Genomic DNA, 13,603 nt, shown 5'->3' with positions numbered 1-13,603 from the left:
ACTAACAGTCACACAGCTGCGAGACTTGAATTTCTTCGCAAATTACGGCATTGTGCAAATATCCACCGGGTGATCCATGCAGAGGAACGCAAATGTCCACAATACAAATCGAAAGCGAAAAAGCTTCGATTCTCGTGATTGGAATGGCTGGCCGCATCGGGAGCGGAGTTTCTTTCGTAACGGATAAGGTGCGTCAGTCCTTGAACACTTTCGGCTATGAGGTCGAAGTGATCAAGGCAACGACCATACTGACGAAACTCGAACAACTGCTGACTCCCGATGAGAAACTTCAGATCAACGAAAAGGTGGAAGATTTCCGTCGTCTCACGAGTGGTACAGCATCTGAAGAGGCGATAAGAGTCCGTCGGATGCAATTGATCGGGAATTGGTCTCGGAGATCCGTTGGGAATGAAATCGTCGCCGCATTCTCTATTTCTTTCTTCATCGCTCAGGACATTGAAGCGATTGGATCTGACAAGCGAAAGGCTTACATTGTCGACAGCATCAAGCATCCTGAAGAAGTGAGGTACTTGAGAAGCGTATTCGGTGATCAGTTTTGGATGATCGGGGTAGTCGCAAGCGACAGAATGAGATTGAGACGATTGAAGCAGAGGAAGAAGTTTTCAGTTCAGGAGTTCGATTTTTTGTCCCAAAGTGACATCGACGGATCTGATGAATTCGACACTGAGCCTTATCGGAAAAGAAGTGGTCAGAATGCCCTTAAAGCTGTGTTGATGGCAGATTATTTTTTTGCAAACGACTTTGCGGAAAAAGCAGACATCGAGAAAGATGCCGGACGTTTAGCCAAACTGATGTTCGGTATTGAGGTGGTTTCTCCGACCGCTGCTGAAGTCGGGATGAGTGCTGCTTACCAAGCATCCTTAAGGTCAGCTTGTCTTTCTCGTCAGGTAGGAGCGGCGATTGTTTCTGCCGAAGGCGAATTGATTTCTACCGGCTGGAATGACGTCCCTAAATTTGGTGGAGGCTTATATGGAGCCTTCGAAGGCACTTTCGAAGGGCGCTGCTGGTCCTTCGGAGCTAAATGCTATAACGACGAAAAGAAGTCCGAGATTTCTAACGAGGTTGTTGAACAGCTGATTAAGGCGGATATCTTGGCAGCCGACAAAAGAGTTTCGGCGATGGCCATCCTTGCGAATACGAGAATCAGTCAACTAATTGAATTTTCTCGGGCTGTTCATGCCGAAATGGAAGCGTTGCTCGCGATTGCTAGAACTGGCCGAAGCGGAATGCTTGGTTCGACGATGTACGTTACAACTTTCCCTTGCCACAACTGTGCAAAGCACATAGTTGATGCTGGGATAAGGCGTGTTGTGTATCTTGAACCATACGAAAAGAGTTTGGCAAGAGAATTGCACCCCGACTCGATCAACGACCCCCTCGTAGATGCGAGTCACGATAAAGTGGTCATCGAGGGGTATGGAGGCGTTACTCCGAAAAGGTTTAACGAGTTCTTTGTGATGCGCAGGGAGCGAAAGAAAGACGGAAAATTCCTCGACAATGACACAAACCGCTGGATGATGCCGTTGATCCAACGGGAGGATTTCCGTGAGATTCTCCGCAAAGTTAAAGTAGTTGCAGAGGCTTATCCTGATATTGAGCAAGAACTTGCGGCAGAAGACGCAAAAGTCAGTAGCAACGAAGAGATAATGTCGATAAATTCAACTGAAAGTGATGAAGGATCTTCACGGAGCCCAAAATGACAGAACCCACAAGAACATCGTTCGCGATCAACTCGCATTCTTCCCAAAACTTCAGGACTCGTCTTACGCAACAAGGGGCCCAACTTCCCCCAAAGCGAGAAATTTATCAAGAAATAAAGCGGCAGTCTTCGGAATTGCAATCACCGAAAACTGAGAAGTGAACTGCCAGCACCCTTACGTCTACAAGGTGAGCCGTCCTAAGATTGGACGGCTTTTTTTATGTAACCGAGTCTCCGCGATTTCCCCGGAACATGAAAGCCAACGATGGCAACACCTCACGACTTCATCCCCCGCTGGAAGGCTTCCGGCGGTGCGGAAATGGCGAATTCGCAGTCCTTTCTCAATGAGCTATGCGACGTCCTGGGAGTTCCCCGGCCCGACCCTACGCGCCCCGATGAGGCGCTCAATACTTACGTCTTCGAGAAGTTCGTCTCGTTCAATAACGGGGACGGCACGAAGAGTACCGGGCGAATCGATCTGTACCGCAAAGGGGCTTTTGTCCTTGAATCCAAGCAAGGGGCGGAGCAGAAGGAAAAGGACCAGCTGGAAGCCCTCGCCACGGTCACCAAACAAAAGAAGATCCGCAAGGGGACTGCGACACGCGGTTCGACCGACTGGGAAAAGTCGATGCGCCGGGCGTACACGCAGGCCAAACGCTACGCCGAAGCCATCCCCGAAGAATGGCCCGTCTTCCTCATCGTCGCTGACGTCGGTTTCTGTTTCGACGTCTATGCCGATTTCTCGCAGTCGGGGAAGAACTATCTTCCATTCCCTGATCCGCAAAACTTCCGCGTCAAACTCGATGAGTTCTCCGACGACAAGATCCGCGAACGCTTCCGTCTCATCTGGCAAGATCCCCACGAACTCGACCCCTCGCGCAAAGCGGCGAAGGTGACCCGTGATCTGGCTGAAAAACTCGCCAAGCTGGCCCGACGATTCGAAGCGGAGAAGTCGGAAGACGGCAAGCCCCGTTATTCCCCCGAAGTCGTCGCGCAGTTTCTCATGCGGTGTCTGTTCACGATGTTTGCCGAAGATATCGGCTTGCTCCCCCCGAATGCCTTCACCGATCTCCTGATCAGTCGGCGCGGTCACCTCGATACGCTGGTCCCGCGCGTTCAAGCCCTCTGGAAGGATATGGATACCGGGACGAGCTATTCATCGGTCCTCGATCAGAAGATCAAAAAGTTCAACGGAACCCTGTTCAAAGACACGACCGCGCTCCCTCTTACGGTGGATCAACTCGAACTCCTGATCGAAGCCTCGAAATCGGACTGGAAGGAAGTGGAACCCGCTATCTTCGGAACGCTTCTCGAACGCGCCCTCGATCCGGTCGAACGTCACAAGCTGGGAGCCCACTACACCCCCCGCGCCTATGTCGAACGCCTGGTCATGCCGACGATCATGGAACCGCTGCGCGAGGAATGGGAAACCGCCTACGCGACAGCGGTTCAACTCGACGACGCGGGCAAACGCAAAGACGCGGTGAAGGTCCTACGCGACTTCCATCAGCATCTGTGCAACGTCCGTGTTCTCGACCCGGCGTGCGGTTCGGGCAACTTCCTGTACGTCTCCCTCGAACTCATGAAACGCCTGGAGGGGGAAGTCATCAATGCGATGAAGGAATTCGACCCGCAATATGGCGGTCAGGAAATCTCGACAGTCGACCCGCATCAATTCCTGGGGATCGAGATCAACCCCCGTGCGGCGGCGATTACCGATCTGGTTCTATGGATCGGCTATCTCCAATGGCACTTCCGCACGCGGGGAGAACGCGAACTCAGCGAGCCGATCATCCGCAAGTTCGACAACATCGAAAACCGGGATGCCGTTCTCGCCTGGGATGCGATCGAACCGGTTCTCGATGCGGACGGAAATCCAGTCACCCGCTGGGACGGACGGACGAAAATGATTCATCCGGTGACCGGGGAAGAAATCCCCGACCCGTCGGCACGCGTGCCGGAGGTGCGCTATGTGAACCCTCGCAAAGCGGAATGGCCGGAGGCGGAGTTCATAGTGGGGAATCCGCCTTTTATTGGAACTAGGAGAATGCGTCTCATTCTGGGAGACGGCTACGTTACCACAATTGCCGATGTCGAATCGGAGGTTCCAAAGAACGCCGATTACGTCATGTATTGGTGGCACAAAGCCGCAAAAGAACTTGCCAAAGGCAAGCTATTTCGCGCCGGACTTATCACAACGAACAGCATTACTCAGGCATTCAATAGGCAAGTTATACATCAATTCTTAAATGGAAAACCGGAAGGAAAAGTTGAGTTTGCGATTCCGGATCATCCTTGGGTGGACTCAAGTGACGGAGCCGATGTCCGCGTGGCGATGACTGTTTTTAATCTTCGGGGAATAAATCCAACTGGAAGCCTATATCGAATTGTATCGGAAAATATCAATGCGGATGGTGGAACTGATGTGGGATTGTTTTCCGTGCAGGGGCTCATCACGTCTGACTTGAGAATTGGCTCGACACCCGCTTCATGTGTTGCGCTAAAGTCAAATTCGAAAGTGGCCTATTGGGGAACGAAATTCTACGGCGATGGTTTTATCGTAGACGAAACGGTCATCGATACACTGGAACGAACGGATCAGAAGAAATCGCTGGCGAGACGATTCTATAGCGGGAAGGATTTAACCCAGAAAAGACGCACTAGATGGGTTATCGATTGTGATGGCTTAACGTTAGAAAAACTGAAATCCGAGTATCCTTCGACATACCAGCATCTGCTTACTCACGTTAAGCCTGAACGTGACCACAATCCGAGAGCCGCGAAACGAGAACGTTGGTGGATATTCGGGGAAAATCAGCCGGGAATGAGATTTTCAATTCAGAAATTGAAGCGATACTTCGCTACCACCGAGACAGCAAAACACCGGGTGTTCGAGATTTTTCCAGCTGACTTCCTGTCGGAAGGCACGATTGCTGTTATCGCCATCGAAGACTCTTTTCATTTAGGGGTCTTATCAAGTCGCGGTCATGTCGTTTGGGCGTTGGCTGCCGGTGGGAGATTAGGAGTAGGAAACGATCCTCGTTACAACAAAAATGTCTGCTTCGAAACCTTTCCCTTCCCCGACCCCGCCGAACCCCTCAAACAACGCATCCGTGACTTGGGCGAACAACTCGATGCCCACCGCAAGCGTCAACAGGCGCAGTTTCCTGATCTGACGATGACGGGGATGTATAACGTCCTGGAGAAGCTGCGATCAGGAGAGGCGCTGACGGCCAAGGAAAAGACGATCCACGAACAGGGACTCGTTTCCGTCCTCAAGCAGATTCACGACGACCTCGACGCGGCGGTCTTCGAAGCCTACGGCTGGCCCGTCACGCTCACCGATGAAGAGATCCTCGAAAAGCTGGTCGCCCTCAACCACGAACGAGCGGAGGAAGAAAAACGCGGCTTGATCCGCTGGCTACGCCCCGACTTCCAGAACCCGCAAACGACGGCCAATGCACCGAAACAAACGACGTTCGACGTCACCCCCGAAGAGGAGGACGACGACGAAGAGGAAACGCCCAAGAAAGGGAAGGGCAAAGCAAAGACCACCAAACCGGCCAAGGGGACAGCGAAACCAAAGCCAGCCGAAAAGCAGGAGTGGCCCAAAACACTCCCGGCCCGCATCACAGCCGTCCGCGCCGCATTACGCGAACTCGCCAAACCGTGCGAACCCCAAGACATTTCAACCCGCTTCCAACGTGCCAATAAGGACGCGGTCGAAGAACTCCTGGAAACCCTCATCGAAGTCGGTCAGGCACGCCGCACGGATGACGGGAGGTATGTGGCGTGACCGTAGATAAGTCCAAAGCCTCGTTCATTTTTTTTGACGACTTTCACTCTTTCAAAAGTGGAAAGCCAAGTCAAAGCGTTGAGCCAGAAACTAACACTAAGGGCAAGACAATCGAAACTGGTGGTCATGAATTAGATCCGATTCTACCGGGGGGAATGAATGAACTGATCGGCAAATTGACGGGAATTGAGGTTAGGTGGCGAGACTATGTTCCAAGGGGAGATACTGAAGCGACGAGGTCGAAATACCCCTCCACGGTCGACTTTCAGCGACTGGAAATATTTCTACAGAGTTTCGAGCAAAACATCGATCAATATCTGTCTGCAATTAGCGAACAGTCTAGTGGGAAAAAGATGTTCGCAGAAATGGTGTTGAAAAATGATCTGGCCCGAATTGCACATTACTACTTGATAATGACGATGAGTCCGCATGTGATTCTGGCAGCCGATATTCTTTCAATGTGTTCGGTGTCAGAAATGTATATCGATCTTTCTTGGAAAGGGTGGTCACCAAGATTACGAATTTTATTTGTGGGAATCGGGAAAGCTCTTTCAGAGTGTTTTCGATTTTCTACCAGAGAGAATCTAATTGGGAATTCCTCAGCGGTGGAAATTCTCCGAGTGCTTCATCGTAACTTTGCTGACGAGTATCGAAGAGAAGTAAATAAGACCAAAAGCAAAACTCTCAATGAAAGTGAATTACAGGTACTGCTTGCGCACGTCCTGAAATATCCATCTCGTTCTTATGAGGAGCGCGGTAAAGAGTTAGGGTATGGTAAGAAAACGGTGATCGACAGCATTCTTCGCCTTCACGCCCTTGGCGAGATTCCCGAAGGGCTAATTAAGGTTCCAAAGAGTTCGCGGCGAACCAAATAGTTCGCAGCGAACGATTCAGTTCGGAGCGAACTGAAATAAAGTGGGGCTGATATTGTCGCCTGCTTTTTCCCGTACATACTTCTGTCATGGCGCGATTGACGTTCAGTCGCGAACCGTTTCACGGATGATTGACAGGAGTTTGAAACATGGCCAGACAGGTCACCACAGACCGGACAATTCGAGCCGGGGAAGTTTACGGGAAAGACGAGTTTCTGGAGCGATCCGGGATTCGCCAACATGCTTTTCGGATGGCCAAACGCAATGGCCTGAGAACCGTTCCGATTCACGGCCGCGTTTTCATTCGCGGCGAAGACTGGCTGGCCTACCTGGACAATGCCATCCGTCAACACGAACAGGCGAGTTCCTGATCGTGATCGCTCAATAAGCAAGGGGCGGGGAGTGTTCTTCACAACACCCCCAACCCCTTTGTGCTTTCCGCCCGCTTGATCCGACTAAAGACATCGGCGGGTGATTTCCTTCCTTGAGTTGAAAGGACTCAACGAATGCTAGCTACCGCTACGCCTGATGGCAATGACAATCCGTTTCGTCGCCCGCGTCCCGAACCGTTCGTCTGGTACGGTCCTCCACTTCCAAAGTTCGATCCTGAACAGCATTCCCATCTTCTGGGATGCACGCATCACATGCCAGATGGCCGGAAGATCCGCGCGGAGGATCATTTCGGTATCATCGCACCGCTGAGTGAAGAAATCAAAGAGCAGCTGTTGAAAACAGCGCAGGTCGATCCGAAATGGGCAATGGCCTTCCGCATTCTCCTGGAGAACGCCGGAGGTGATCAATGAGTCTCAAGGATGAGATCCTCGCCAGCGTGAAAGGCAAGAAGCCGCCACGATCACAACCGAACTTGCCACCTGATCCCCCGGTCGAACCGACCTGTCCCCTCGACCCCTCGGAAACCGGATTCTCTGATGCGCTGATGCCTGATCCGTTCCCGGTCGGAAGCCTACCCGACGACTGGGCACGCATCGCCAGCCTGGGCGCGGACGCGGTCGGCTGTGACGTGTCTTATTTCGGACTCCCGATGATGTCCGTCGTCGCTGGAGTGATGGGCACGACGTCACAGATCGAGGTGAAACGGGGCTGGATCGAGCCGTGTTGTCTCTGGGCAATGATCGTCGGGGAATCGGGGGAGAAGAAAAGCCCGCCATTGCGATTCGTGACCGAACCCATCGACAACCGGGAAGCCATCGACTTCAAAGCCTGGCAGGTTGAATACGCCGAATGGAAGCCGCTGGCTGACAACTATGAACGGGACAGCAAGAAAGGGAAGCCCGGCGAAGGCTGGTCAACTCCGCATCCCGGACCGCGTCCCGTTTGCTCCCGCATGACGATCGATGACACGACGGTCGAAAGCATCATTCCGATACTCAATGACAATCCTGTCGGCTTGCTGATGGTCAATCAGGAATTATCTGGCTGGCTGGGAGGCTTCGGAGGTTACAACGGGAAAGTCGCTAGTGATCGCAGTTTCTACTTGAAGACGTTCAACGGGGAGCGTTACCGCCTGGATCGCAAGACCGGCGAACCCCGAACCATCTTCCTGGAACGGATGTTGTTGTCGATCGTCGGAGCGGTTCAACCCAGCATCTTCGCAAAGCTGATGAGCGCCGATCACCGCGATTCCGGACTGGCTGGTCGCATTCTGACGGCTTGGCCCGTCCGCCGGATCAACGAATGGTCCGAAGCGGAGATCGACGACGGGATGAGGAGTTTCTACGGTCATCTGATCGATCGTCTATTCCGATTGAGAGACAGCCGGATCACGCGTCAGATCGGTGTGACCGGGGAATCCTGGGATATCGAAGTCGAGCCGCTGACGTTTCGATTCGCAGGGGATGCGAAACCGATCTGGATTGAGTTCTACGCAACCCACAACACGGAACGGAACGAATACGTCGGAGACTTAGCCGCTGCCTGGAGTAAGTTGGAAGGGATCACCCCGCGTTTGGCGTTGATCCTTCACCTGATGACCTGGTCGGAGGGAAGCGACGACGAACCGTCCGTCGAGATCCCCGCGAAAACATTATCCGCTGCAATCGAGCTGGTGACGTGGTTCAAGCGGGAAGCCCTGCGAATTTATTCTCTGTTTCATGGTGATTCCTCACGTGACCTGCGACGACGATTCCAAGAGCGGGAACACGCCGAAACGGATCTGATCAAACGGCGCATCAACAACGCTGGAGGATCAATCAGCGTTCGCGAGTTGTACCGTGGCCTGAAATGGAAAGCCGACCGAGCTGAAAAGATATTGGACCGCCTGGAGGCGGAGGGATGGGGAGCGTATGAAGACCACCCCGCACCATCCGGCCCGCCGGTCCGCTACTTTGTCGCCAGTCCGCAACCCCCGCTCGATTGATGACTACACAACCCGACTTGTCGACCTGTCGACTTGTCACCGCTGAAACATCTTCGAACCGCGTCAAGGACTTCGACGACTATCTGGTGACTTGAGAAATGCGACGTTTGAGTTCTATTGATGGTGACAAGTTGACGAGTTGACGCGTTTCGAAGTGATGCTGATGTAGCCCTGTTTTTCAGCGCCTACGGACAAAAACCCTGCGATGGTGACCCGTAGTCGATTTCCAAACGGCAGGGAAGGACCCGGACCGATCACCGTCTGGTCTCCCTTTTTTCTTTCCGATGAGCGTTTTCGGCGCGGTCGCCTTCGCCCCGCGAAGCCCCGCCCCCTGGGAGGGACCCGCCGACTTGTAGACCTACTTGGCGCGCCGACTGTTTCCCGACCGCATGTCGACGTGGATTCAGAAAGGAGTACCTGTTGATTTCTCAAAAATAACGCCAGCAAATGTCGGACGGATAAGTGCGGTTCTGTGGCCTTAGTCCTCAGCTTTTTGAGGGGGTTATGGGGTGAACGCTTTTTTTAGGCGTCACTTTGTCAAGTTTGTCCCTTTTTAGGCGCGCAATAATGTCCAGTTTTCTCGCGAAACGGAAGTTGACCATGAACCGGATTATCCGATTGCGCGTTGATCAATAGTCGGTTACTGTGTGATGAGCGGTTCATCCGCTGGTTATTCAACACTCTTTGAAGAAAGGTTTCGATGATGGTGAAAGTTGCATTGATGAAGCCCGACGGTCGGTGCTTCCAAGCGTATTGGCGCGATCCCGTCACGGGAAAGCAGAAAACTAGAACGACCGGCACGACGACCAAACGTCAAGCGGAGAGATTCGCCGCTGATCTGGAAGTCCAGCTGGAGAACGGGACATTTTGCGAGAACATCAACATCAGCTGGGAGCGATTCCGCGAACAGTTCGAACAACACTACTATCCCGGTCGATCCATTAACTATCAGAGCAAATTCAAAACGGCCATGAGCCTGATTGAAAAGCACATCGACCCCAAACGATTGCGGGCAATCGATGAACGTGTTCTGACGAAGTTCCAGTCGGCATTACGCAAGGCTGGCCAGACAGACGCGTCGATCAAGTCGGTCATGGGACACATTCGTGTGATGCTCCGCTGGGCATTGGAACAAAAGATGATCTCATTCGTTCCAAAGTTCCGAATGCCAAAGCGTGTCAACACAATGAAAGGACGACCGATCACAGCCGAAGAGTTTGAGCGGATGCTCGAAAAGATCAAAGATGAGTTCAAAGTCGAGAAGCACACGGCCTACATCTCAGACTGGGACTTTCTGTTGAAAGGACTCTGGACGTCTGGCTTACGATTGGGTGAAGCCTTGAAGGTCCACTGGGAACGGAACGATGAAATCGGGATGGACTTCTCAGGCAAGTATCCGATGTTCGTGATTCGCGGACATGCGGAGAAGGGGAGGAAAGAGCGATTGCTCCCGATGGCTCCGGAATTCGCAGACCTTGTCCAGTCGATCCCCGAACAGGACAGGACGGGTTATGTCTTCAATCCCCGCCCGAAGCGTTCCTGGACGGGAAAGCGAATGGGAGTGACCGCCGTCTCCAAATACATCGCCAACTTCGGATGTTTGGCGAAAGTCAAAACTGGTGAGACAGGGAAGGGGACCCGCTGGGCAGGTGCTCACGACCTGCGCCGGAGCTTTGGTTTCCGCTGGTCACGCAGGGTGATGCCGACCGTCTTACGGGAAATGATGCGACACGAACACATCAACACGACGATGGAGTTCTACGTCGGAACGGATGCCCAAGCGACGGCGGAAACGATCTGGTCAGCAGCTACTAACAAATCTACTAACACTGCTTCGGAAACCGCTGTTTCCCACTCTCTCTAAGTCAATAAAAAAAGCACACAAACCATTGGCTTGTATGCTTTTAGAGAGAGGTGGCGGTCGGATTTGAACCGACGAAATAACGGATTTGCAATCCGTCGCCTTAGGCCACTTGGCTACGCCACCTTGCGTTGTTCTGATTTTGAACGTGACAGTCGGCTGGTGGCTGACTGACACGGCTTGAGTCGGTCTTGTTCGCGGAGTTCGAAGGTTGAATCCCGCGAAAAGTTGTCTCGATCGTGATAACCGTAATGATCGGCCATCGGGTTGTATGGGCTTTAACGCTTTTGAGACGTTTTGTCGAATCGAATGTGGTTGACCCACAATCGATTAAACCTGCCTGATCGATACAGTCCCTGTAATCGAAAAGGTTAGTGAATCTTCCCTTGGTTGTCCAGTTTGCGGAGTGATAGTTTGCGCGTTGTGGAGCGACCACAGGGGAGGGAGGTCAGCAGATCCTGTCGCTCTTCCGCCCTTCGTCATTGGACGAGTCGAGCTGGCTGGTTAGAATGGGGCTAGCTATGTGCCTGCTTGCGTATTGAGCAAGCATGTTCTGACGTCTTCGTTCAATCGAAGAAGCATGCTCACCCCCAAAGCTGTGAGCATGGCACACCATATTCCTTTAGGAAGAGGGTTTTCGGGACAGGGATTGGTCCATTTGACATTACGGAACAACGACTTGCGTCAATGAGTCACTCTTGACGCCGGTGACAGAATGGACGCAATCGCATGACGAATTCTCCGTCGGACGAACCCCTGAATTTCGACTCCGAAGAAGCCCTCATCAAGACCGCTCGCAATGCACTCAGCCGGTGTAACTGGGTCATCGGGCAGTGCGCGACTCAGTGGACACAGCGTTACTCGAAAGGCCGGACAGACGCGGACTTTGGGAACCTCGTCGGGCTTTCGGGAGACCAGATTTACCAGCGTCGTCGGGTTTGGGAGAAGTTCCATGACGTTTATCAGGAATACGGTGCGCTCAGCTGGTCGCACTTTTATCTGTCGATCAACTGGGAAGACTCCGCTGAATGCCTGCAATGGGCTCAGGATCAGGATGCCACGGTCGCGGAAATGAAGGCCTGGCGCCGCGCGATGCATGGTGAAGACCTGAAATCGCCGGGAGAAGATGCTCCCTTTGAAGCGATCGGCGGCCAATATACGGAAGTTCGCGATACGGATGGTCCTCCTTTTGAAACCAATGAATTTGGTGGCGGAGCTTCCGCTGCGGATCGTGAATGGTCTTCGGAAGGGGATGACTGGGCGATGAGTGCCCCGGCGATGGCTGGGATGAATCAGCGGATTCCTGGTGAAAATGCTCCTTACAGCCCCTTCAGCAGCGAAGCTCGCGGCAATCGTCCGGAATCAGATGGCAATTCCGCAGCTGCTAAAGCAATGTCTCCCGAAGAGATCATCGAGAAGACTTTACGTCGCTGTCTGGCTCAGATGTCCAAAGCCGCTCAGATGATGGAAGATCACCCCGAGATCATCGATCGCCTCCCTGATGAACTCAAGGAAGATTTCGACGAAGCTGTTTCACGCATCTCCAAAGCCGCGAAATCACTTGTCTGACGTTCACAGTCAATTCTGTCGGCGTTACACTGGGAAAGATAAAAAACCTCGTCAGTCTGCGGGCAGCGTCTGACGAGGTTGATCACCCGATCAGATGGTGACTTCACCAACTGCCCCGACAGGGCCTTTTTGCGGTATGAATCAGCCTCATCTGCCATCCGACGAGAAATATGTCAACGCACAGCCACCGTCGTCGAGCGTTCCCTATGTCAATGGGTGGCTCGTCCTGGCGTTGCTCGTCTGTGGCGGGGTCCTGTTTTTCCGCATGATGGGGCCGGTGGCGATCAGCCTGTTTGACCCGACGGCGAAATCGCGTGAAATCGTGGTACGCGGGGATCTGGCAGAAGACGAAAAGTCAACGATACAGATCTTCGAGCAGTCGTCCCCCAGTGTCGTTCACATCACGACCAGCGAGTTTTATCTCCAGCAGAACCGATTCAATCTCAAGGCGACCGAAATTCCGCGCGGGACAGGAACTGGCGTCATCTGGTCAAGCGATGGTTACATCGTCACCAATGATCACGTCATCCACGATGCCAGCAGGGCACGTGTCACGTTATGGGATCGCACGACCTATGATGCAGTCCTCGTGGGAAGTGATCCTGATCGTGATCTGGCGGTCTTGCGCATTGATCCGCGTGGCAAGGCGCTCGTACCGATTCCGATTGGTCAGTCGCCCAACCTTCGAGTTGGACAGAAAGTCTTTGCCATCGGCAGCCCCTTCGGTCTCGATAATACTCTGACTACAGGGGTAATTAGCGGGTTGGGTCGAGAGATTGATACAGCAAACGGCAAGACAATCCGCGGCGTGATTCAAACGGATGCCGCGATCAATCCTGGTAACTCAGGTGGCCCGCTGCTCGATAGTGCAGGCTTGATGATTGGAATCAATACCGCGATCATCTCTCCATCAGGCGCTTTTGCGGGAATCGGTTTCGCAGTACCAGTCGATGTGGTTAACGAAGTCACGCCACAGCTGATTCGGCATGGGAAAGTCTATCGTCCGACGCTGGGCATAGTTCCGTTCGATGACAGTATCGCACAGAAGATGGGAGTGCAGGGCGTGATCGTCCAGACCGTACTCCCCAATACCTCTGCATCGAATGCAGGGCTGCGTGGAAGTGAGTTCGATCCTGACCGCGGGATCCTCCTGGGAGACCTGATTGTTGCCATCAACGATCAGGAAGTGACCAGTGTCAACGATCTGTTTCGAATCCTGGGGAGCAAGAAGGTGGGAGACGTTGTCGACGTCAAAGTGGTTCGGGGCACCGAATCGACAACCTTGCCCATCGAACTGCAGGCATTTGCCCCCGCGTCTCAATGATGCTTATTAAATGATGCAGGTTCAATGATGGACGGATGGCAGGCAGACAGTTAAATTAAAGACGACGCTGGTCGATGAAATTGA

The 13,603-nt window shown here is 53.0% G+C and carries 9 protein-coding genes and 1 tRNA gene; 9 read left to right on the top strand and 1 reads right to left on the bottom strand.

Annotated elements, in window-relative coordinates:
* The first annotated feature begins 92 nt into the window (after nt 1-92).
* From SH248x_RS11650 to SH248x_RS11620, 7 genes are all read left to right on the top strand, one after another.
* Nucleotides 93-1,721, top strand: a complete 1,629-nt coding sequence (locus SH248x_RS11650) for an anti-phage dCTP deaminase (RefSeq protein WP_459554442.1) — start codon at nt 93-95, stop codon at nt 1,719-1,721.
* 264 nt (nt 1,722-1,985) lie between these two features.
* Nucleotides 1,986-5,516: a class I SAM-dependent DNA methyltransferase gene (locus tag SH248x_RS11645; protein ID WP_459554441.1), complete on the top strand. Its 3,531-nt coding sequence runs from the start codon at nt 1,986-1,988 to the stop codon at nt 5,514-5,516.
* A complete protein-coding gene (locus SH248x_RS11640) occupies nt 5,513-6,391 on the top strand; it encodes a hypothetical protein (RefSeq protein WP_459554440.1) in 879 nt (292 codons plus the stop codon). The genes SH248x_RS11645 and SH248x_RS11640 overlap by 4 nt, the downstream gene beginning before the upstream one ends.
* Nucleotides 6,392-6,537: 146 nt before the next feature.
* Nucleotides 6,538-6,759 carry a hypothetical protein gene (locus SH248x_RS11635; RefSeq protein ID WP_459554439.1) on the top strand — a complete coding sequence of 74 codons (222 nt, stop codon included), beginning with the start codon at nt 6,538-6,540 and terminating at the stop codon, nt 6,757-6,759.
* 135 nt (nt 6,760-6,894) lie between these two features.
* On the top strand, nt 6,895-7,191 hold the full coding sequence (locus SH248x_RS11630) for a hypothetical protein (RefSeq protein WP_459554438.1): 297 nt from the start codon (nt 6,895-6,897) through the stop codon (nt 7,189-7,191).
* Nucleotides 7,188-8,765, top strand: a complete 1,578-nt coding sequence (locus SH248x_RS11625) for a YfjI family protein (RefSeq protein ID WP_459554437.1) — start codon at nt 7,188-7,190, stop codon at nt 8,763-8,765. Before SH248x_RS11630 ends, SH248x_RS11625 begins: the two co-directional genes overlap by 4 nt.
* 700 nt (nt 8,766-9,465) lie before the next feature.
* Nucleotides 9,466-10,629 (top strand): tyrosine-type recombinase/integrase, encoded by a 1,164-nt coding sequence (locus SH248x_RS11620; RefSeq protein ID WP_459554436.1) that lies wholly within the window; start codon nt 9,466-9,468, stop codon nt 10,627-10,629.
* Between the two features lie 48 nt (nt 10,630-10,677).
* Here the strand turns inward: SH248x_RS11620 and SH248x_RS11615 are convergent.
* Nucleotides 10,678-10,752 (bottom strand) — tRNA-Cys (locus SH248x_RS11615).
* A 603-nt stretch (nt 10,753-11,355) separates the two neighbouring features.
* Here SH248x_RS11615 and SH248x_RS11610 point away from each other — a divergent pair.
* Nucleotides 11,356-12,195, top strand: a complete 840-nt coding sequence (locus SH248x_RS11610) for a hypothetical protein (protein ID WP_459554435.1) — start codon at nt 11,356-11,358, stop codon at nt 12,193-12,195.
* 136 nt (nt 12,196-12,331) lie between these two features.
* Entirely contained in the window at nt 12,332-13,519 is a 1,188-nt protein-coding gene (locus SH248x_RS11605) for a S1C family serine protease (RefSeq protein ID WP_459554434.1), read from the top strand.
* Nucleotides 13,520-13,603 lie beyond the last annotated feature (84 nt).

The organism is Lacunimicrobium album (genome assembly GCF_052161635.1).
Lineage (GTDB): Bacteria > Planctomycetota > Planctomycetia > Planctomycetales > Planctomycetaceae > SXPC01.
Note: the sequence above shows the minus strand (reverse complement) of the source record. Positions and strands in the feature narration are given on the sequence as shown.

Bases quoted from the DNA above. Each gene is read 5' to 3' on its own strand.
- SH248x_RS11650 (WP_459554442.1), top strand. From the start codon at position 93: ATGTCCACAATACAAATCGAAAGCGAAAAAGCTTCGATTCTCGTGATT.
- SH248x_RS11645 (WP_459554441.1), top strand. From the start codon at position 1,986: ATGGCAACACCTCACGACTTCATCCCCCGCTGGAAGGCTTCCGGCGGT.
- SH248x_RS11635 (WP_459554439.1), top strand. From the start codon at position 6,538: ATGGCCAGACAGGTCACCACAGACCGGACAATTCGAGCCGGGGAAGTT.
- SH248x_RS11630 (WP_459554438.1), top strand. From the start codon at position 6,895: ATGCTAGCTACCGCTACGCCTGATGGCAATGACAATCCGTTTCGTCGC.
- SH248x_RS11625 (WP_459554437.1), top strand. From the start codon at position 7,188: ATGAGTCTCAAGGATGAGATCCTCGCCAGCGTGAAAGGCAAGAAGCCG.
- SH248x_RS11620 (WP_459554436.1), top strand. From the start codon at position 9,466: ATGATGGTGAAAGTTGCATTGATGAAGCCCGACGGTCGGTGCTTCCAA.
- SH248x_RS11610 (WP_459554435.1), top strand. From the start codon at position 11,356: ATGACGAATTCTCCGTCGGACGAACCCCTGAATTTCGACTCCGAAGAA.
- SH248x_RS11605 (WP_459554434.1), top strand. From the start codon at position 12,332: ATGAATCAGCCTCATCTGCCATCCGACGAGAAATATGTCAACGCACAG.